Raw genomic sequence first — 19,113 nt, 5'->3', positions numbered from 1 at the left:
ATCCTTCCCGCTTCGCAAGATTCCGGCATCATCAATCCGGCACGGGACCGCATCATGGCCTACAGTTTCGATTTCTCGTCCCTGTTGGACTACACGCCCGTGCTGGTGGACGGGGTGGCGACGACCATCGGGCTGACCGCGGTCAGCACGGTGCTGGGGGTGGCGCTCGGCATCGGCGGCGCGGCGGCGCGGACCTCGACCGTGAAGCCGCTGGCGATCGTCGTCGGCGCCTATGTCGAGCTGATCCGCAACACCCCCTTCCTGGTCCAGCTGTTCTTCATCTTCTTCGGCCTGCCGTCGCTGGGCATCCGGCTGGCGGAATGGCAGGCGGCGGTGCTGGCGATGGTCATCAATCTCGGCGCCTATTCGACCGAGATCATCCGCGCCGGCATCGAGGCGACGCCCAGGGGCCAGATCGAGGCCGGGGCCAGCCTGGGCATGACCGGGCCGCAGATCTTCCGCTATGTCGTGCTCGGCCCGGCGATGGCGAAGATCTGGCCGGCGCTGACCAGCCAGATCGTCATCGTCATGCTGGGCTCGTCGGTCTGCTCGCAGATCGCGGCGGAGGAGCTGAGCTTCGCCGCCAACTTCATCCAGTCCCGCAACTTCCGGCCCTTCGAGGTCTATTTCCTGGCGACCGCGCTGTATCTGGCGCTGGCGGTGGCCCTGCGCTGGGTCTTCAGCCTGATGGGGCAGCGGATGTTCGCCAAGGGGGTGTCGCGTGCTTAACTTCACCCTGTGGGACATCCTGTCCAACCTGCTGCTGGCGGCGCGCTGGACGGTGCTGCTGTCGCTGATCGCCTTCGTCTCCGGCGGGATCGCCGGGCTGCTGCTGCTGGTCGCCCGCGTGTCGCCGGTGCCGCCGCTGCGCGTCGCCGCCCGGCTGTTCATCGAAATCTTCCAGGGCACGCCGCTGCTGATGCAGCTGTTCATCGTCTTCTTCGCCCTGCCGCTGATCGGCATCGAGACCTCGGCCTGGACCTCGGCCGCCGTCGGGCTGACGCTGTTCACCGCCGCCTATCTCGCCGAGATCTGGCGCGGCTGCGTCGAAGCGGTGCCGAAGGGCCAGTGGGAGGCCTCGGCCAGCCTCGCGCTGACCTTCGGCGAGCAGATGCGCCACGTCATCCTGCCCCAGGCCCTGCGCATCGCCGTGCCGCCCACCGTCGGATTCTCGGTGCAGGTGGTGAAGGGCACGGCGGTGACCTCCATCATCGGCTTCGTCGAGGTGACGAAGGCCGGGACCATGATCACCAACGCCACTTTCCAGCCCTTCCTGGTCTATGGGCTGGTCGGGCTGATCTATTTCGCCCTGTGCTACCCGCTGTCGCTGTCGGCCAAGGCGCTGGAAAGGAAGCTCAATGTCGCCCGTTAACATGTCCGCCACCGGCCGCCCCCTGGTGAAGCTGTCCGCCATCCGCAAGTCCTTCGGCCCGGTCGAGGTGCTGAAGGGTGTCGACATGGCGGTGGAGGAAGGCCAGGTCGTCGCCATGATCGGCCGCAGCGGCTCGGGCAAGAGCACGCTGCTGCGCAGCATCAACGGGCTGGAGCGCATCGACGGCGGCGTCATCGAGGTGGACGGCGAATGCGTCGATCCCGGCCAGATCGACCTGCGCGCCCTGCGCCAGAAGGTCGGCATGGTGTTCCAGCAGTTCAACCTGTTCCCCCACCTGACCGCCGGCGAGAATGTGATGCTGGCGCTGAAGGTGGTGAAGAAGCAGGACAAGGCCACCACCCGCGCCGCCGCCGAATCGGCGCTGGCCAAGGTCGGGCTGGGCCACAAGTTCGACGCCTACCCGTCGCAGCTGTCGGGCGGCCAGCAGCAGCGCGTCGCCATCGCGCGGTCGCTGGCGATGGCGCCCAAGGTGCTGCTGTGCGACGAGATCACCTCCGCCCTGGATCCGGAGCTGGTCGCCGAGGTGCTGGGGGTGGTGCGCAATCTGGCCGAGGAGGGCATGACGCTGATCCTGGTGACGCACGAGATGCGCTTCGCCCGCGAGGTCTGCGACCGGCTGGTCTTCATGCATGGCGGACGCATCGCCGAACAGGGACCGCCGGCCGAGCTGTTCGACCGGCCGGCGACGCCGGAACTGGCGCAGTTCATCGGCATGGTGGAGGCGCGCTGAGCGGCGCGCCCTCATCGGCCGGGGTTTCAGCCAGGGATTTGGCGAGAGATTCGAGGGCGGTGCCCAGCCGTTCGATCCCCTGGGCGATCTCGCGGTCCTCCAGGCCGGCATAGCCGATCACCAGACCGGGATGGTTCGGGCGGTGGGAGACGGCTGACGGGTCGTAGAGCGGGGTGATGGGGTAGACGCCCACACCCGCCGTCCGTGCCGCCGATACGATCATGGCCTCGCGCTCCAGCGGAAAGCGGGTGAGCCAGGCGACGACATGCAGCCCGGCCTCGGCGCCGTCGATCCTGACCCCGTCGCCGACCCTTGTCCGCAAGGCTGCCAGCAGGGTGGCCCGCCGTTCGCCGTTGCGCCGCCGCACCCGCCGGACGTGCCGTTCATAGGCGCCGCCGGCGAGCAGTTCCGCCAGGGCGCTCTGTTCCAGGGCCGGGGTGTGGCGGTCCGCCAGCCGCTTCGCCGCGCGGAAGGCCTGGATCAACGGCCGCGGAACCACGAGATAGCCCAGCCGCAGGGCGGGCGAGAGCGTCTTCGACACCGTGCCGAGATAGATGACGGTTCCGCCTCCGTCCGGGGCGCCATCCAGGCTTTGCAGGGTGGGGATGGGGGCGACGTCGAAGCGATACTCGCCGTCATAGTCATCCTCGATGACGAAGGCCCCGCAGGCCCGTGCCCAGGCCAGCAGATCCTGCCGGCGGCTGACGGACATGACGCTGCCGAGCGGGAACTGGTGGGACGGCGTCACATAGGCCAGACGGGCCGGCGGCAGCCCGTCCGTGCGCATGCCCTCCCGATCCACCATCCGCGGGATCAGGCGGGCGCCGGTGGCGACGAGGATGTCGCGCGCCGCCGCATAGCAGGGATCCTCGATGACCGCCGGCTCTCCGGAATCGAGCAGCAACCGTACGCAGAGGTCGAGACCCTGCTGCGACCCGTTCACCACGATGATCTGGTCGGGATCGCAGCGCAGCCCGCGCGCCCGCCAGAGATAGGCCTGCAAGGCCGAGCGGAGCTCGGGCGAGCCGGACGGATCGCCGTAGCGCAGGCGGGAGGGACGGCACAGGATGGCGGCATCGACCGCCCGCTTCCAGGTCAGGGTGGGGAAGTCCGATGCGGCGAGTTCGCCATAGCGGAAGTCGATGACAGCCGCGCCGGCTTCCGCGGGATGCTGGAACGGAAGGCCGGCCAGCCGCAGCCCGAACTGCGAGAGCCGGGGCGGAGGCGCGCCGGTGTCCGGCTGTGCCGTTTTCAGGTCGCCGGGTCTCAGGTCATCGGGTCTTTGGCCAGCCAGTCTCAGGCCTTTTGGGACCTGTGGTCTCGCGCCCTGCCTCACCTCCAGATAGCCCTCGGCGGCGAGCTGCTCATAGGCGGCCGTCACCGTCGTGCGGGACACGCCGAGGTCGGCGGCAAGCGCGCGCGACGACGGCAGGCGCGCGCCGGGCGGATAAACGCCGTCGGCGATCTGGGCCCTGATCGCGTCGCCGATCCGGGACGTGATGGTCCTGACCCCATCCGGTTGCGAAAGCGTGGACATCGACTGGACCGGTCGGAAAGTGGGGAACTGGCCGTTCAGTGTGGGCCAGTTTTCGCGGAAACTCCATCCGAGACACTTCACCTCGGTACGGAGACCCGAATGTACATCCCCGCCGCGTTCCGCGAGACCGACCTGCCCTTCATCCACGAGACGATGCGGGCGGCCGGACTCGCCAATCTGGTCACCAGCGTGGCCGGCGGATTGCTGTGCACCCCCCTGCCCCTGTTCCTCGCCGCCGACGAGGGCGAAATGGGCACGCTCTACGGTCATGTGGCGAAGGCGAACCCGCAATGGCGGGAGACGCCGGCGGCGGAGGCCCTGGCGATCTTCATGGGGCCGGACGCCTATGTCACCCCGTCCTGGTACGAGAGCAAGAGCCGGGACGGCAAGGTGGTTCCGACCTGGAACTATGTGGCGGTCCACGCCTATGGTCCGGTCGAGTTCTTCGAGGATGCCGACCGGCTGCTCGATGTCGTGACGCGCCTGACCGACCTCCACGAGGCGTCGCGCCCGCAGCCCTGGGCGGTTGGCGATGCTCCGCCCGACTTCATCCGGGCGCAGTTGCGCGGCATCGTCGGTGTGCGGCTGCCGATCACCCGGATCGACGCCAAGCGGAAGATGAGCCAGAACCGCAGCGGGACGGACAGGGCGACGGTGAAGGCGGAGCTGTCCAGGAGCGGATGCGCCCGGGACCGTCAGGCCGCCGCCCTCGTCCCGGAGTGACCCCGGGGTGACGGCGCCCGGATGAGGTTGCCAAAACGGAATATAATCCTTTAATATATGACCCAATGCTGTTGCCACGCGACGCCACCACCTCACGAACGTTAACTTTTTTGCCGGCGAAAAAGGCCGTTTGCGATTTCGTCTTACCCCCACGGCCGTAATTCAGCGTGACAGGTGTCTATCAATCCAGTGCGCGAGTGTATCAGTATATGAGACTCATATCTGTCATCATCTCGCGGTATTTTTTGGAATAATGATGCGTAATCATGAGGGTGGCATCGGATTTGCGCGTCTATGTCTTTCGAGATTGACTTTGTAAAGTCAGGAAAAGGAAAGTAGATATTGGACTTATGGAAGGAGGACTGTCTTCGTTGTGCGAAAGCCTGTGACCATGATGGGATATAGTTCGCCGCCTTGATCCCTGCCCCTTGAACGCCCCTGTGACGGGCTGGGCCAAATTTGCCACAAGGTTCGAGAAAAGTTAACCGGATTTGGAAAGGTTTCGTTAACCATTGAAGCCCCAGCATGGCTTCAACGCAACGGACATAGGATCGAAGTCATGAGCACGACCACCGCGCCGAGCAAGATCGTCGTCAACGCCTACGGCCAATCCCTGGATGGCGTCGCGCCGCATTTCAAGCTGCTGGTGGATGGTCAGGAGGTCGGTTCTGCCAATGCGGCCGCCCCCTCGTCGAAGGCATACAGCTTCACCGCCGACCTTGCGGCGAACACGGCGCACAAGATCCAGGTCGTTTACGACAACGACACCGCGACCAGCGCCTATCGCGACCTTTACGTCCAGTCGATCGAGGTCAACGGCCACACGCTGAAGCCGACCGACGCCATCTATGAGCGCCATGACGATGCCGCCCCGGCGCCGACCCAGGCCGGCCAGGAAGCCATGTGGTGGGACGGCGCGCTGACCTTCAGCACCCCCGCCGGCTATTACGGCGGCACCCAGACCACGGCTCCGGCCATCGCGCCGGCCGCCCCCGCCGCCGGCACCGCCCAGAACGTCATCACCGTGAATGCCGCCGGCAGCGAGGCGGGCGGTGTCGGCGCGCACTTCACCGTGCTGGTCGATGGCAAGCAGATCGGCGAAGGCACGGCCACCGGTACCGAGGCCAAGGATTACAAGTTCACCGCCGATCTGGCGCAGGGCAAGGCCCACGCGGTCGAGGTGAAGTACGACAATGACGGCGTCATCGGCGGCGCCGACCGCAACCTGTATGTCCACAGCGTCAGCGTCGACGGCAAGACCGTGGCCGCCACCGACGCCGCCATGTCGGTCCACCGCACCGCCGACGGCGCCGACCTGGGCGCCACCACCGACCTCTACTGGGACTCGACGCTGACCGCCAAGCTGGATGCCAGCCATTTCGCCGCCTCGACCGGGTCGACGGGGGGCTCGACGGGCGGGACCACCGACGCGGGCAAGGGTGGAACCAGCGGCGGCTCCACGGGTGGCAGCACCGGCGGTTCGACCGGCAACGCCTCACTGTCGCTGACGGTCGGCAATGTCACGGTGTCCGATCCGGGCATGGTGAAGAGCAGCAGCTCGATCAACGGCTTCCTGCACACCAACGGCAACCAGATCGTCGACGAGAGCGGCAACAACGTCCGGCTGACCGGTGTGAACTGGTTCGGCGGCGAGGGCTACAACTACGTGCCGTCGGGGCTGTGGGCCGACAGCTACCAGCACCACATCGACAGCATGAAGGACCTGGGCTTCAACGTCATCCGCCTGACCTGGGCCGACGACATCTTCGACAGCAGCACCGTCACCAACGGCATCGACTACTCGAAGAACCCGGACCTGAAGGGCCTGACCCGGCTGGAGGTCTATGACAAGGTCATCGATTACGCCGGCAAGAACGGCATCAAGGTGATCCTCGACCACCACCGCAACGACGGCGGCGCCGGCACCAACGAGCATGGCCTGTGGTACACCGACAAGAACCCGGAATCGACGGTGATCGACCACTGGCAGACGCTGGCCAAGCGCTATGCCGGCAACGACGCGGTGATCGGCGCCGACCTGCACAACGAGCCGAGCGTGTCCGCCACCTGGGGTGACGGCAACAAGGCCACCGACTGGGCCGCGGCGGCCGAGCGCATCGGCAACGCCGTCCAGTCGGTCAACAAGGACTGGCTGCTGCTGGTCGAGGGCACGGAGTGGAGCAGCACGCTGGCCGGCGTGAAGAACCATCCCATCGAGTTCGACGTGCCGAACAAGCTGGTCTATTCGCCGCACGCCTACGGCCAGAGCGTCGGGCAGTTCAGCTGGCTGTCGGATCCGAACTATCCGAACAACCTGCCGGCCCAGTACGACAGCATGTGGGGCTACATCTACAAGAACAACATCGCCCCGATCCTGGTCGGCGAGTTCGGCGGCCAGATGCACAGCGCCGCCGAGCAGACCTGGGCCAGTACGCTGATCAAGTACATGAACGGCGACTGGAACCTGGACGGCAAGAGCGATCTGGCCGCCGGCCAGCAGGGCATGAACTGGACCTACTGGGCCTGGACGCCGGAATCGGGCGACGTCGGCGGCCTGCTGCAGGACGATTACAAGACCGTCGACCCGACCAAGATGAACATCATCAAGGCGGGCCTGGCGGCCAATTCCGGCAGCTCCGGCACGGTTGCCGGCAGCGACGAGGCGGTGTTCACCGTGCAGCTGGCGAAGGCGGTCACCACCGCCACCACCATCGAGTACGCCACCGAGGACGGCACCGCCAAGGCCGGCAGCGACTACACCGCCGCCCATGGCAGCCTGACCTTCCAGCCGGGCGAGACCACCAAGACGGTCACCGTCCACATCAACGGCGACAACAACGCCAATGAGGGCACGGAGAACTTCCTGCTGCACCTGACCCACGGCACCGCCAACCTGGGCACCGCCACCGGTTTCATCACCGACCACGCGGCGTAAGGGGCGGCGCTTCTACCGCAGAATGGGGCCGGTCCGTGTCGAAAGGCGCGGGCCGGTTTTTTTGCGTTCAGGCGGCCCGCATCAGGTCATAGGGCTGGATCAGGATTTCCGCCGGAATGCGAAGCTCTTCCGACAGGCGGCGGATCATCGACAGGGACAAGGCGCGGCGGCGGCTGAGAACCTCCGAGACGCGGCCGCTGGAGCCGATGATCGGTTCCAGATCGGCGCGTGTCAGGCCGCGCTGTTCCATCATGAATTCGATGGCGGCGATGGGATCGGCGGGCGGCATCGGGTGATGCCGCCGCTCGTAGGCTTCGACCAGCATCACCAGAAGGTCGAGACGGTCACCGTCGGGAGTATCGGGTTCCGCATCCCACAGAGCTTCGATCTCGGCGAGAGCGGTGCGGAAGTCGGCATCGGTCTTGATCGGCTTCAGATCCATCAGATGCTCTCCAGTCTGCCCGCTCGAATATTCCAGCTGAGTCAATGCCGTGTGATTAGTGGCGACGCTGCCTCTAGGACTTGCACGAGAGGGCGTGGATCAAGAACGCCGATGCCAAGAAGAATAACGACCAGAGCCGTCAGACAAGCGGGCAGATGGCGTGCAAAAGCGCGCAGGAGAATGGACATAGGTGTGGCCTTTCGGAATGAGGGACCGACGGAAGCGCCACTTTAGCCAATTAAAAAAGGCCGCTGCCGACGCTTGTTTTGACAAGCGCTAGCTGCGACCCATCCAGGCCCGCTTTGCCCCGTTAGTCAGGTCCTCCCGACTAGCTCCAGCTACCATTGTTTGGTTCGCAAGGGTATCCACCCTATCTGCGCATCCGCGCGCGACCCTCAACAACTTGGCGCTATCAAAGAGGTAGGTCTGTTTGCGGCTTTCGTCAAGTTCCAGTAGGTGAGAGAGGGGTTTATAATCTCGGTTATGCGGTCACCCCAGGCTGCCGACCGCCGGCCACTCCAGCGCCGGATGCCCCGCCAGCCGGTCAAGCAGGCGGTCCAGCAATTCCCAGATCGCCGCGTCGTGCACGCGGTGATGGGTCAGCAGGCCGATGGGCTCGTTGGGGGTGCGGCGTCCCTCCCGCCGGTCGCGCAGCTCGCGGCACAGCAGGTCGAGCAGCGCGTCCAGCGGCACGGCGGAGCGGCTGCCGCGCCAGTCGATCAGGTCGAGGTGGGTGTTGACCCAGGCAATGCCGTCACGCGGCTCCGGAGAGGGGCCGAAGGCGGAGACGGCGCGGTAGCCGGCGGCGGCCAGACAGGCAGGCATGTCGGAGGCCATGCGGTTCCAGGGCGGGACGAACAGCGGCAGCAGGCGGTCGCCGAACAGGGCGCGCAGGGTGGACAGGCCGCGTTCGGCTTCAGCTTGGCGGACCCCGGGCGGACGTTCGGGGCCGAATTCGCACTTCTTCCTGCCGGGGGCGGCGTGGTCGGTGTGGGACCAGCCATGGACCAGCGGGGTGACGTGGGCGTGGCCGGCGAGGGCTTCGACGAGCGACGGTCCGGCGTCGGCCGGGATGACGGCGAGGCCGAGCGGGATGTTCGCCTGGGCGCAGCGCATCAGCAGTTGGTCAAGCTGCGGGCTGGCGGCGACCGCGTCGTCGTCGCGCAGCCAGAGGGGGCAGCGGCGGCCGAGGTCGGTCCAGCGGGCGAGTTCATCGTTTACCGCGGTCCAGTTTTGGGCGGTCCAGCTCGTCATGGCGTCTTCTCCGCCAGCATGGCTTCGACGATCTCCACGCTGCGCGCGGCACCGGCCAGCGAAGCGGGGGAGAGCGGTGGAATCCGGGCACCCAGCACCGACCGCAACGCCTGGGCGAGGCTTTCGGGGGTGAGGTTGGCCTCGCGCAGGGTGGCGATGCCGGGCTGGCGGGCCAGGATGGCGGCGCGGATGGTCTGCTCGACCTCCTTGCCGTCCTCGAAGGGGCAGAAGACGCTGGGAACGCCGGCGGTCAGGCAGTCGAGCGCGGTGTTGTAGCCGCAGCGGCCGACGCTGGCGGCTGCCCGGCCCAGCAGGGCGCGGAAATCGGGACGCACCGGCTCGACCAGCAGGCGGTCGGGCGGGGCCATGGCGCGCAGCCGGTCGGCCAGGGCGGCGTCGCCCTTCGCCACCAGCAGGCGCCAGCGCTGCGGCAGGGCGTCGGAGGCGGCGCCGGATGTGGCGCCCAGGGCTGCGCAGCGGGCGGCGGCCTCGAAGACCGGGCGGCCGACCGGGCCGCCGCCGGCGGTGACCAGGATCTCGGCATTGCCGTCCGTGCCGTCGTCGGGAGCGGGTGGCGCCGGGACGACGAAGCCGGTGTAGCGCAGAAGCGGCTTCATCGCCGGGGTCAGCGGCCAGCTGTCCTCCAGCGGGATCAGGGCTTCGTCGGAATGGACCAGCACGCCGTCGTAGAAGCGCAGAAGCCGGCTTTCGGTCTCGGCCACGCGCTTGGGCTTGGAGGGCGGGGCCAGGATGTCGCGGACCGACGCCAGCGTCAGCGGCGGGCGCGGCAGGCTGCGGGCGCGTTGCAGCAGGGCGTCGAACTCGGCGGCCAGCGCGCGGCGGCCGAAGGGGAAAAGCTCGGTGATGAGGACGTCGGGGCGAAGGCTGTCGAGCAGGCTGCTCAGCATCGCCTGCCGCGCGGCGAACAGGCCGGCATCGGCGGGGCGGCCGTCAGCGTCCAGCAGGGTGGCGAAGTCGGCGCCGTCGCTCGCCAAGGGCGGCAGCTGGTGCAGGGTGGCGTTGCCGGTTTCGAGGTGGGGAGCGGGGCGGCCGCCGCTGGCGACATCGACGCGCCAGCCACGGGCGGAGAAGGCCTCGGCCAGGGCCAGCGCGCGGCTGAGATGGCCGGTGCCGAGCAGATGGGTGACGGCGATCAGCAGCTTCATGACAGGCGCAGGCCTTCTTCTGGGCCGGTTGGGCGGAGCGTGCCGTCGGTGGCGAGCGTCAGGACGTAGAGGCGGTTGCGCTTCACCGGCACCGGCGGCGGGCCGCGGAAGTCCCAGCCCCAGGCGAGCGCCAGCGCGGCGCGGATCACGCCGATGTGGGTGACGATCAGGTGACTCTCCCTCTCCCCCCCGGGGAGAGGGGCGGGGTGAGGGGGATGCGTTGCGTGGCTATCCCGAGAATCCTCGCCGTGCTCCCCCCTCACCCTAACCCTCTCCCCGGGGGGGAGAGGGGATTGGGCCTGTATTGAGTCCAGCCAACCCCTCAACCGCTCGCGCACGTCGGCGGGGCTTTCGCCGTTGGGGGGGCGGAAGTCCCAGCCCCAATGCTCCAGGTCGCGGTAGCCGCTGGCGGGATCGGCGCGCAGGTCGTGGCCGCGCAAGCCCTCCCAGGCGCCCCAGTCCATCTCGATCAGGCGGGAGTCGGTGTGTATGGGGCGGCCGGGGCAGAGGAGGCTTGCGGTCTCCATGGCGCGGGCGAGCGGGCTGGCGTGCAGGGTGGCGTCGCGCCAGTCCGGCGGCAGGGTCAGACGGGCGAGGCGGTCGCGGCCCTCCGGGTCGAGCGGGATGTCTGTGCGGCCCTGGATGCGGCCCTCGCGGTTCCAGCTGGTGACGCCGTGGCGCAGGAAAGCCAGTCGGATCATGGCATCAGACCGGTCAGCAGGCCGCGCAGGCGCTGGGCCGCAGCGGTCAGGGCGTGGTGGGCCTCGACATGGGCGCGGGCGCTGCGGCCGAGCGCGCGCAGGGCCGGCAGGTCGGACAGCAGGGCGGCGAGCGTGGCGGCGAACTCCTGCGGGGCCGGGCCGGTCAGGCGGCCGCAGAGGCCGTCGCGGATGACGGTGCCGGTGCCGGCGTTGTCGACGGCGAGCACCGGCACGCCGTGCGCCTGGGCCTCCAGATAGACCATGCCGAACGCTTCGTTCAGGCCGGGCCAGACCAGCAGGTCGGCGCCGGCGTAATGGGCGGCGAGAGCGGCGGGGGCGCAGGCGCCGTGAAGCGTCACGCGGGGGCCGAAGGGGGCGAACAGCGCCGCCACCTCGGCCGCCGCCGGGCCGTCGCCGACGATGTCGAGAGTCCAGGGCCGGGCGGCGGCGAGGGTGAGAGCGTCGGCCAGCAGGCGGTAGGAGGCCAGCTTGTCGCCCGGCCGCATCATGGCGACCGTGAGCAGGCGGGGCGGAGAGCCAGGCTCCGGGCGTTCGACCGCAGGCGGCAGGTCGAGGAAGGGGGGCAGCATCGCCACCCGCTGGCCGGGCGGGCCATAGGCCTCCACCGCCTGCCTGTCGCGCGCGCTGACGCAGAGCACGAGGTCGGCCGCCTCGATGGCGGACTCGGCGGCGGCGGCGAAGGCGGACCAGGGGCCGGTCAGACGCTTGCGGGCGCGGGTGGCCTCGATGACGGCATAGGGGATGCCGAGGCGGCGGGCGATGACCGGGCCGATCAGGTCGGGGGCCTTGTAATAGACGTGGTAGCTGAGCCACAGCGCCGGGCGCCGGGCCGGATCGGCGGCGTAGAGGGACAGCAGCCGGTCGCATTCGGCGGCGGCGGCGGCGGTCAGGCGCGCTTGGGTGGCAGGGTCGCCGGCGCCGTCATAAACGCGCAGGCTGCTCGCCACCTCCACCGGGCCTGTCGCTTTCAGCGCGCGCAGGATCAGGCGGGCCATCTGGCGGTCGCCGGAGGGGACCGGATGGTCGACCGGCTTCAGCGGGGCGTAGAAGGCGATGCGCGGGCCGGCGACGGGTGGAGCGGTCACGCCGCTGCCTCCTCCAGGCGGCGGACGAGGCGGTCGATGCCGGCGGTCATGCCGAACTCGGCGCGCAGGCGGTCGTGGGCGGCTTCGCCCAGCCGCAGGCGCAGGGCGGGATCGCCGGCGAGCCGTTCGAGCGCGGCGGCGATGGCGGGCGGGCTGCCGTCGGTCAGCAGGCCGTGGGTGCCGTCGGTGATGAATTCCGGGATCGCGGAAACGGCGGTGGAGAGGATGGCGAGGCGCTGGCTCGCCGCCTCCATCAGGACATTGGGCAGGCCGTCGCGGTCGCCGTCGCCGGCCACCACGCTGGTCAGCACGAACAGGTCGGCGTGGCGCAGCGCCTCGATCACGGTCGCCTGATCCTGGGCGCCGCGCCAGTCGATGCGGCCGGACAGGCCGAGCCGCTCGGCCTGGGCGCGCAGCGACTGCTTCAGGTCCCCGGAGCCGATATGGACCAGCCGCCAGTGCAGCCCGTCCGGCAGCATCGCCAGCGCGTCGAGCAGCCGGTCGTAGCCCTTCTTCTCCACCAGCCGGCCGACCGACAGGATCTCCACTGCGCGGTCGGGGGTGGAGCCGTCGCGCTGCGCGGCGTCCGTCCGGTCCGGCGGGGCGGGGAAGCGGGAAAGGTCGAGACCGTGATAAACAAGGTCGATGCGGCCGGAATCGGGGGCCAGACCGCGCAGATGGGCGGCGCCGACGGCGGTGCAGGTGACGCCGAAGCGGGCGTCGGCCAGCTTCTCGCGCTTTTCCCATTCCGGCGTCGTCCAGATGTCCTTGGCATGGGCGGAAAAGCCCCAGCCGATGCCACGGATCGCGGCGGCATAACGCCCGACCGAGGCCGGGGTGTGAAGGAAATGGGCGTAGAGGAAGGGCACGTCGGCCGGCAGTTCCGCCGCCAGCACCAGGGCCTGGCCGAAGCGGCGGCCGCGGTTGGCGGTGCGGTCGCGCATCAGGTCGCGCAACCACGCCGCCGTGGTGCGGAGCAGCCCGGCCGGGTGGCCGAGGATCAGGCGGCCAAGGGCGCGCAGGACGCGGGCGGGCTCGTCGCGCAGATATTCCGGCAGGTAACGGACCGGAGCGGTGATGCGGTCGTGCAGGGCGTGGCGGCGGCTGTCGGTGGGGTGGCGCAGCGACCAGATCGCCAGATCGATGCCACGCTGCTGCAGGGCCAGAAGCTCCTGTGCGATGAAGGTCTCCGACAGGCGGGGATAGCCCTTCACCACGACGGCGATTTTCAACGGTATTGCTCGTGTCGGCACGGCTTTGGCATCCATGGGGGACGGCGTCGGGCCGTCCGGTCCCGCGTCGGTCATGCGCGCTTGCCTGCCATGGCGCGGGACAGCCGTTCCGCCGCGCGGCGGATCGGGGTGACGGGGGTGGCGCGGGCGACCACCGACTCGGCCGCCAGCACCTCGCGCGTCAGGTCGACGATGCGCTCCAGCCCGCCGAGCAGGCCGGGCAGCGGGCTGGCCGAGGGCGGCGGCTGGCTGGACAGGGAGCGGATGGCGTCGGCCATCGCCCGCGGGTCGGCGCCGTTGCGGTCGCTGTCCAGGGTGCGCAGCAGGCCCAGCGCCTCCGCCGCCTCGGCGCGGATGCGCTGTTCCAGGCGGGGACGGGTGCGCGGGGCCAGGACCGACGGCTTGTCGAAGGACAGGATCTCGCAGAACGTGTTGTAGCCGCCCATCGCCACCACGCCGACCGCGCCGGCATAGAGATCCTCCATGCGGGAATGGAAGTTGATGGTCTCCACCCTGCCCTTCAGCGGACGGATGCGGGCGGCGAACTCCTGGCGGCGGGCATCCTCCAGGAAAGGGCCGTAGACGATCAGGGCATTGGGGGCCAGATCCGGATTGCTCTCATAGGCGGCGATGGTCCAGTCGACCAGGGCCGCCCCGTCGCCGCCGCCGCCGGGCGTCACCAGCACATAGGGCGGCGCCATCAGGCTGTCCGCGGCCTGGACGGCGCCGCCGCCCTCCGACGGTTCGCGGCGCAGATAGCCGGTGTAGCGCACCCGCGCGGCGATCTCCGCCGGCAGGTCGAGGCCGTCGAGCGGGCGGTACACCTCCGGCAGGCCATAGATCCAGAGCTGGTCGTAATAGCGTTCGATGGCGGCGACCGCCTCCTTGCGCTCCCATTCCGGCTGCAGGGCTTCCGGCGCGTCCAGCACGTCGCGCAGGCCGAGCACCACGCGGGTGTTGCCGCTGGCCCGCATTTCCTCCAGCGCCGGCAGGAACTCGCCGTGCAGGCCGGTCGGTTCCTTGTCGACGATGGCCAGCGTCGGGCGGAAGGCGCGGGCGGTGGCGCGGATGATCTCCGCCCGGATGGCGGCGGTCTCCTCGATCGGCAGGCCGAGGTTGCGGGCGGTGTAGCCGCCGTCCGGCTGCTTCACCACGCCGGGCAGGCGCACATGGTCGACCCGCTGCGGGAAGTCGAAGCGGCCGGCGACCGGCGAGCCGGTGAGGATCAGCGCCGAGGCGTCGGGAAAGGCCGAGACCAGGGCCTGGGCGATCGTCCGCGACCGCCGCAGATGGCCCAGCCCGAAGGTGTCGTGGCTGTAGAGCAGGATGCGCGGCGGCGTCCGGTCGGGATGGAGGGACCGAAGGGGCGGCTGTGGCTGGTGCATGCTCGGACACTCCGCTTCAGCAATGCTTCGGAACCGAAAATCCGCTGCGGAACAGATCGCTGTGCTTGTCTTTGGAACCGGTTCGGCGCCGGTGGTTGCGGGGTCGTCCAGATGGCGGCGGCAAGGCTCCAGCCTGGAGAGAACCCCTCACATGGATCTTGCCGCGCATCAATATGACTTCCGGCCTGGGGAGGGCAACTCATCTATGCGCTGTGATATATATGAGTGCCGGCTAAGCCCCAACCGGGGTGAGGGGTCAGTCGCCATGATAGGGATCCAGGGCGTCGCGCAGGCCGTCGCCGAAGAAGTTGAAGGACAAGACTACCAGGATCACCGGCAGCATCGGCAATGACACCCAGGGATAGGTTTCCACGGCCATAAGGTTCTGGGCGTCATTCAGCATCACCCCCCAGCTGGTCGCCGGCGGGCGCAGGCCGAGCCCCAGGAAGGACAGTGCCGTTTCGCCGAGGATCATCGCCGGGATCGACAGGGTGGCGCTGGCGAGCAGGTGGCTGGCGAAGTTCGGCAGCAGATGGCGGCGGATGATGCGGGCCGGGCTGGCGCCCATCAGCTCCGCCGCCATGACGAAATCCTCCTCGCGCAGTGCCAGGAAGCGCGAGCGCACGGCGCGGGCCAGCGACGGCCAGTCCAGCAGGCCGAGGATGACCGAGATGCAGAGGAACACCGTCACCGGGCTCCATTGCGCCGGCACCGCAGCGGACAGCGCCAGCCACAGCGGCAGCTCCGGCAGGGATTTCAGAATCTCCGACAGGCGCTGCACCCCGGCGTCGATCCAGCCGCCGAAATAGCCGGCCATGCCGCCCAGCGTGATGCCGATGGTGAAGGAGACCGCGATGCCCAGCAGCCCGACGGTCAGCGACAGCTGCGCCCCGATGGCGAGGCGCGACAGCATGTCGCGTCCCAGCCGGTCGGTGCCCAGCAGATGCAGCGAGGCCCCCGGCGGCGGGCAGATCAGCCGGACCCGCGACTCGATCAGGCCGAGGAAGCGGTAGGGGGCGCCGGGGCAGAGGAACTGGAGCGGCATCGGCCGGCTGACGTCCGTCTCGTAGCGCCAGCGATAGTCCTTCAGGTCGGGCCGTCCGGTGGTCGGGTAGACGAAGGGACCGATGAATTGCCCCTCATGGAACAGGTGGATGCCCTGCGGCGGGGCGTAGAGATGCTCGACATCGCGTTCGTTGGCGCCGTAGGGCACCAGGAAATCGACGAAGGGCAGGCTGAGATAGGACAGGCCAAGGAACAGCGCCCCCAGCACCGCCAGCCGGTGGCGCAGGAAGCGGCGCAGCATCAGCCGCCCGGTCGAGGCATGCGCGTCGAAGCGGGTGGCCGGCGCGTCCGCCGCGGCCGGGTCGGGATAGGGCCGGTCGTCGACATAATGCTCCCAGGCGCCGCCGATGGCCGGGTCTTTCATGCCCTCCCCCTTCATGCCTTCGACCGTCATGATTGCGCCTTCCTCGCCTTGCCCAGGCGGATGCGGGGGTCGAGCAGGGCGAGCGCCACGTCGGAGATCAGCATGCCGATCAGCACCAGCAGCGAGATGAACATCAGGATGAAGCCGGACAGGAAGATGTCCTGCGCCCGCAGCGCCTCCAGCAGGGCCGGGCCGATGGTCGGCAGGCTGAGCACCACCGAGATCAGCACCGATCCCGACACCAGCGACGGCAGCAGCGAGCCGATGTCGGAGACGAAGGGGTTCAGCGCCATGCGCAGCGGATAGCGGGTCAGCCGGCGCAGCGGCGGCACGCCCTTGGCCTTGGCGGTGACGACATAGGGTTTGCCCAGCTCGTCCAGCAGGTTGGCGCGCAGGCGGCGCACCATGGCGGCGGTGCCGGACAGGCCGATGACGATGGTGGGGATGATGAGGTGCTCCAGCACCGAGCCGACCTTGGCCCAGCTGAGCGGCTGGTCCTCGTATTTCGCGTCGACCAGCCCGCCGATCGGGAGCCCCAGCCATTTCTGGCCGTAATAGAGCAGGATCAGCGCCAAGAGGAAGTTGGGCGTCGCCAGCCCGATGTAACCGACGGCGGCGGCGAGATAGTCGACCCAGCTGTTGGCGCGGATCGCCGCCAGCGATCCCAGCGGGAAGGATACCAGATAGACGAACAGCACGGCGGCGAGGTTGAGGATGACGGTGAACCACAGAGTCTCGCCCACCACCGCCGCCACCGGCTTGTTGAACTCGAAGGACCAGCCGAGGTCGCCCTGCAACAGGCCGTGGAAGCCGTTCGGCCCCGGCCAGGCCCCGATCCAGATCAGGTACTGTTCGGCGAGCGGGCGGTCGAGCGCATATTCGTGGCGCAGGAATTCCGCCTTCGCCAGACCGGCCTCCTGGCCGGTGGCGCGCAGTTCGGCGATCTGGTTGGACAGATAGTCGCCGGGCGGCAGGTTGATGACGAGGAAGATCAGCATCGACACCACGATCAGCGTCGGCACCATCACCAGCAGCCGGTGCAGGATGAAGCGTAGCATGACCGTCAGTTCTCCCCGCGGTGGGTGCCGGCCGGCTCGGGATCGGCCGGGCGGGCGTCGGTGAAATAGAACTCGTCGGGGCGGTAGACGCCGAGATAGGCGCCGGGATCCCACAGCCACAGCCCCTTGTCGGGGACGTTGCGCAGGCGGTTGGTGACGGCGATCGGCTGCGGTGTCTTCGACACCACGCCGATGGCGAAGAGCTGGTCGGCATGGATGTCGAGCAGCGCCGACCACAGGGCGCGGCGCTCGGTCTCGTCGGTGGTGTGGCGCCAGCGCCGGGCGAGGTCCATCAGCTCCTGCGGGATCGGCATGTCGATGGGTTCGCCGGCGCTGCCGGAGGTCTGGTAATACTGGCCCCATTTCGGCCAGCTGAAATTCTCCTGGGTCATCGGCGCCAGCTCTTCCGGGCTGCTGTCGGGGTCGGGGATGCCGTTGTCCCAGCCGCCCCACACCGCCATCATCGTCTGGCCGGCATAGACCCGGTTGCGCAGCACGTCGCGGTCCACCGTGCGCATCAGCAGGCGCACGCCGATGTCGCGCCAGGTCTCGGCGATGATCTGGAGCGCGTCGGAGATCTCCGGCTTCTCGCCGGCGGTCTCGACGATCACCTCCAGCGGCCGGCCGTCGGGCAGGTCGCGGTACAGTTCGCCGCGCTTGCGCTTCAGCCCGATCTCGTCCAGCAGGGCCGCCGCCCGCTTGGGATCGTAGCCGGTCCAGACGCCGTTGCGCTCCGGCTTGAAGAGCGGGCTGTGCGGCAGCACGTCGACGCCGCTTTCCTGCGCCAGCCCGAAGAAGAGCGAGCGGTTGACGATGCGGCGGTCGATGCCGAGCGACAGGGCGCGGCGGAAGCGCACGTCGCGCAGCAGGGTGCGCCAGACCGGGTCGTTGTAGTTCAGGTTGGGGTAGAGGGCGATTTCCGCCGCCTTGCCCTCCGGCCACAGCAGGGTGCGATAGTCGGCCTCGCGCTCGCCCGACACCAGGACCGGCACCTGGGAGAAGGTCAGTCCTTCGGCCTGGAGGTCGGCCTTGCCGGTGGCGACCTGGGCCGGGATCAGCCCGCCGGCCATCACCGTCACGTCCAGCCCGTCGGCATAGGGCAGCTGCATGCCGCGCCGGTCGAAGCGGTGGTAATAGGGATTGCGCTGGAACAGCAGGTGGTTGCCGGTGCCCTTGGAGACCGCCATCCAGGGCTGGAGCGTCGGCTGGTCCGGATTCTCCATCCGGAACATGTCGTCCAGCGCGTTGTGCAGGGCCGCCCAGTTGCGGACCTTGTATTTGGCGATCAGCGGCGCCAGCTCCGCCTCGCTGGTGTAGCGGGCGTGGTAGCGTTTCAGGTAATGGGCCGGGCGGGCGATGAAGGGCGGCCGGGCGGCGGCCAGCGCCGGCAGGAAATTGGGGTTCGGCTCGTCCCAGCGGAAGCGGGCGGTGACCGCGTCGGGAAAGCTGACCTGCGGCGGCTTGCCGTCCACCAGCATGAAGCGCGGCGGGCCCGACGGCGACAGCAGCGGGTTGTTGGCGATGTCCTCCCACCAGTAGCGGATGTCGTCGCTGGTGAAGGGGGCGCCGTCCGACCAGCGGTGGCCGGCCCGCAGGGTCAGGGTGAAGTCGCGGCCGTCGACGACCTTGAAGTCCTTCAGGATGTCGGGAACGATCTCGCGCTTTGCGGTGTAGCCGACCAGCCGGGCATAGCCGTAGAGCACGGCGATGCGGCTGTTGCGCCGCTGGGTGATGAAGGTGCGGATCCAGCCGCCGGAACGGCCGAGGTCGCGGCCCTTGGCCTCCAGATCGACGATCAGCGGCTCGTCCGGCATCCGCTGGCGGACGGGCGGGATCAGGCCGTAGCGCACCTGGTCCGCCAGCAACGGCGGATCCTGCGGGCTGAAGGCGGCGGCGGGGGTGGCGATGGTCAGAAGGAGGAAGATGAGGAGGAGGGGGTGCAGGAGCTTTGTGAAAGGGCCGACGCGCGTCCCCCTCACCCTTCCCACCGCAGAGCGGTGGGCCCCTTCCCTCTCCCCGGGG

Annotated in this window: 16 protein-coding genes; 5 read left to right on the top strand and 11 right to left on the bottom strand. The window is 69.0% G+C overall.

The window, feature by feature from the left end:
• Positions 1–54 precede the first annotated feature (54 nt).
• Genes E6C72_RS25675 through E6C72_RS25665 form a run of 3 tightly spaced genes read left to right on the top strand, consistent with a single transcriptional unit; the run spans position 55 to position 2,123 of the window.
• On the top strand, positions 55–729 hold the full coding sequence (locus E6C72_RS25675; RefSeq protein ID WP_109442443.1) for an amino acid ABC transporter permease: 675 nt from the start codon (positions 55–57) through the stop codon (positions 727–729).
• Positions 722–1,372, top strand: a complete 651-nt coding sequence (locus E6C72_RS25670) for an amino acid ABC transporter permease (protein WP_109442444.1) — start codon at positions 722–724, stop codon at positions 1,370–1,372. The genes E6C72_RS25675 and E6C72_RS25670 overlap by 8 nt, the downstream gene beginning before the upstream one ends.
• Positions 1,359–2,123, top strand: coding sequence for an amino acid ABC transporter ATP-binding protein (locus E6C72_RS25665; protein WP_282183301.1), 765 nt, complete (start codon positions 1,359–1,361; stop codon positions 2,121–2,123). Before E6C72_RS25670 ends, E6C72_RS25665 begins: the two co-directional genes overlap by 14 nt.
• Here E6C72_RS25665 and E6C72_RS25660 read toward each other — a convergent pair.
• Entirely contained in the window at positions 2,098–3,660 is a 1,563-nt protein-coding gene (locus E6C72_RS25660) for a PLP-dependent aminotransferase family protein (protein WP_109442446.1), read from the bottom strand. The genes E6C72_RS25665 and E6C72_RS25660 overlap by 26 nt on opposite strands.
• A gap of 99 nt (positions 3,661–3,759) precedes the next feature.
• Here E6C72_RS25660 and E6C72_RS25655 point away from each other — a divergent pair, with 99 nt between their 5' ends.
• Positions 3,760–4,383: an FMN-binding negative transcriptional regulator gene (locus tag E6C72_RS25655; RefSeq protein ID WP_109442447.1), complete on the top strand. Its 624-nt coding sequence runs from the start codon at positions 3,760–3,762 to the stop codon at positions 4,381–4,383.
• Between the two features lie 559 nt (positions 4,384–4,942).
• On the top strand, positions 4,943–7,318 hold the full coding sequence (locus E6C72_RS25650; RefSeq protein ID WP_109442448.1) for a cellulase family glycosylhydrolase: 2,376 nt from the start codon (positions 4,943–4,945) through the stop codon (positions 7,316–7,318).
• A 67-nt stretch (positions 7,319–7,385) separates the two neighbouring features.
• Here E6C72_RS25650 and E6C72_RS25645 read toward each other — a convergent pair whose 3' ends face one another.
• The 10 genes from E6C72_RS25645 to E6C72_RS25600 form a co-directional block, all read right to left on the bottom strand.
• A complete protein-coding gene (locus E6C72_RS25645) occupies positions 7,386–7,760 on the bottom strand; it encodes a type II toxin-antitoxin system HigA family antitoxin (protein ID WP_109442449.1) in 375 nt (124 codons plus the stop codon).
• Positions 7,761–8,249: 489 nt separating this feature from the next.
• The gene (locus E6C72_RS25640) at positions 8,250–9,014 is read right to left on the bottom strand and encodes a polysaccharide deacetylase family protein (RefSeq protein WP_109442450.1); all 765 of its coding nucleotides are present in this window, start codon (positions 9,012–9,014) and stop codon (positions 8,250–8,252) included.
• Positions 9,011–10,180 (bottom strand): glycosyltransferase family protein, encoded by a 1,170-nt coding sequence (locus E6C72_RS25635; RefSeq protein ID WP_109442451.1) that lies wholly within the window; start codon positions 10,178–10,180, stop codon positions 9,011–9,013. The genes E6C72_RS25640 and E6C72_RS25635 overlap by 4 nt, the downstream gene beginning before the upstream one ends.
• Positions 10,177–10,881, bottom strand: coding sequence for a histidine phosphatase family protein (locus E6C72_RS25630; RefSeq protein ID WP_109442452.1), 705 nt, complete (start codon positions 10,879–10,881; stop codon positions 10,177–10,179). Before E6C72_RS25630 ends, E6C72_RS25635 begins: the two co-directional genes overlap by 4 nt.
• Entirely contained in the window at positions 10,878–11,987 is a 1,110-nt protein-coding gene (locus E6C72_RS25625) for a glycosyltransferase family 4 protein (RefSeq protein ID WP_109442453.1), read from the bottom strand. Before E6C72_RS25625 ends, E6C72_RS25630 begins: the two co-directional genes overlap by 4 nt.
• The gene (locus tag E6C72_RS25620; RefSeq protein ID WP_247875873.1) at positions 11,984–13,219 is read right to left on the bottom strand and encodes a glycosyltransferase family 4 protein; all 1,236 of its coding nucleotides are present in this window, start codon (positions 13,217–13,219) and stop codon (positions 11,984–11,986) included. The genes E6C72_RS25625 and E6C72_RS25620 overlap by 4 nt, the downstream gene beginning before the upstream one ends.
• Positions 13,220–13,290: 71 nt before the next feature.
• Positions 13,291–14,604 carry a glycosyltransferase family protein gene (locus E6C72_RS25615; RefSeq protein WP_109442455.1) on the bottom strand — a complete coding sequence of 438 codons (1,314 nt, stop codon included), beginning with the start codon at positions 14,602–14,604 and terminating at the stop codon, positions 13,291–13,293.
• A gap of 256 nt (positions 14,605–14,860) precedes the next feature.
• On the bottom strand, positions 14,861–16,063 hold the full coding sequence (locus tag E6C72_RS25610; protein ID WP_247875874.1) for an ABC transporter permease: 1,203 nt from the start codon (positions 16,061–16,063) through the stop codon (positions 14,861–14,863).
• On the bottom strand, positions 16,060–17,091 hold the full coding sequence (locus tag E6C72_RS25605) for an ABC transporter permease (protein WP_109442456.1): 1,032 nt from the start codon (positions 17,089–17,091) through the stop codon (positions 16,060–16,062). The genes E6C72_RS25610 and E6C72_RS25605 overlap by 4 nt, the downstream gene beginning before the upstream one ends.
• Before the next feature lie 5 nt (positions 17,092–17,096).
• Positions 17,097–19,070 (bottom strand): ABC transporter substrate-binding protein, encoded by a 1,974-nt coding sequence (locus E6C72_RS25600; protein WP_247875875.1) that lies wholly within the window; start codon positions 19,068–19,070, stop codon positions 17,097–17,099.
• Between the last annotated feature and the right edge of the window lie 43 nt (positions 19,071–19,113).

This window comes from Azospirillum sp. TSH100 (assembly GCF_004923295.1).
Lineage (GTDB): Bacteria > Pseudomonadota > Alphaproteobacteria > Azospirillales > Azospirillaceae > Azospirillum.
Note: the sequence above shows the minus strand (reverse complement) of the source record. Positions and strands in the feature narration are given on the sequence as shown.

Coding starts and splice junctions, on each gene's coding strand:
- E6C72_RS25675 (WP_109442443.1), top strand. CDS start 55: ATGGCCTACAGTTTCGATTTCTCGTCCCTGTTGGACTACACGCCCGTG.
- E6C72_RS25665 (WP_282183301.1), top strand. CDS start 1,359: ATGTCGCCCGTTAACATGTCCGCCACCGGCCGCCCCCTGGTGAAGCTG.
- E6C72_RS25660 (WP_109442446.1), bottom strand. CDS start 3,660: ATGTCCACGCTTTCGCAACCGGATGGGGTCAGGACCATCACGTCCCGG.
- E6C72_RS25655 (WP_109442447.1), top strand. CDS start 3,760: ATGTACATCCCCGCCGCGTTCCGCGAGACCGACCTGCCCTTCATCCAC.
- E6C72_RS25650 (WP_109442448.1), top strand. CDS start 4,943: ATGAGCACGACCACCGCGCCGAGCAAGATCGTCGTCAACGCCTACGGC.
- E6C72_RS25645 (WP_109442449.1), bottom strand. CDS start 7,760: ATGGATCTGAAGCCGATCAAGACCGATGCCGACTTCCGCACCGCTCTC.
- E6C72_RS25640 (WP_109442450.1), bottom strand. CDS start 9,014: ATGACGAGCTGGACCGCCCAAAACTGGACCGCGGTAAACGATGAACTC.
- E6C72_RS25635 (WP_109442451.1), bottom strand. CDS start 10,180: ATGAAGCTGCTGATCGCCGTCACCCATCTGCTCGGCACCGGCCATCTC.
- E6C72_RS25630 (WP_109442452.1), bottom strand. CDS start 10,881: ATGATCCGACTGGCTTTCCTGCGCCACGGCGTCACCAGCTGGAACCGC.
- E6C72_RS25615 (WP_109442455.1), bottom strand. CDS start 14,604: ATGCACCAGCCACAGCCGCCCCTTCGGTCCCTCCATCCCGACCGGACG.
- E6C72_RS25610 (WP_247875874.1), bottom strand. CDS start 16,063: ATGACGGTCGAAGGCATGAAGGGGGAGGGCATGAAAGACCCGGCCATC.
- E6C72_RS25605 (WP_109442456.1), bottom strand. CDS start 17,091: ATGCTACGCTTCATCCTGCACCGGCTGCTGGTGATGGTGCCGACGCTG.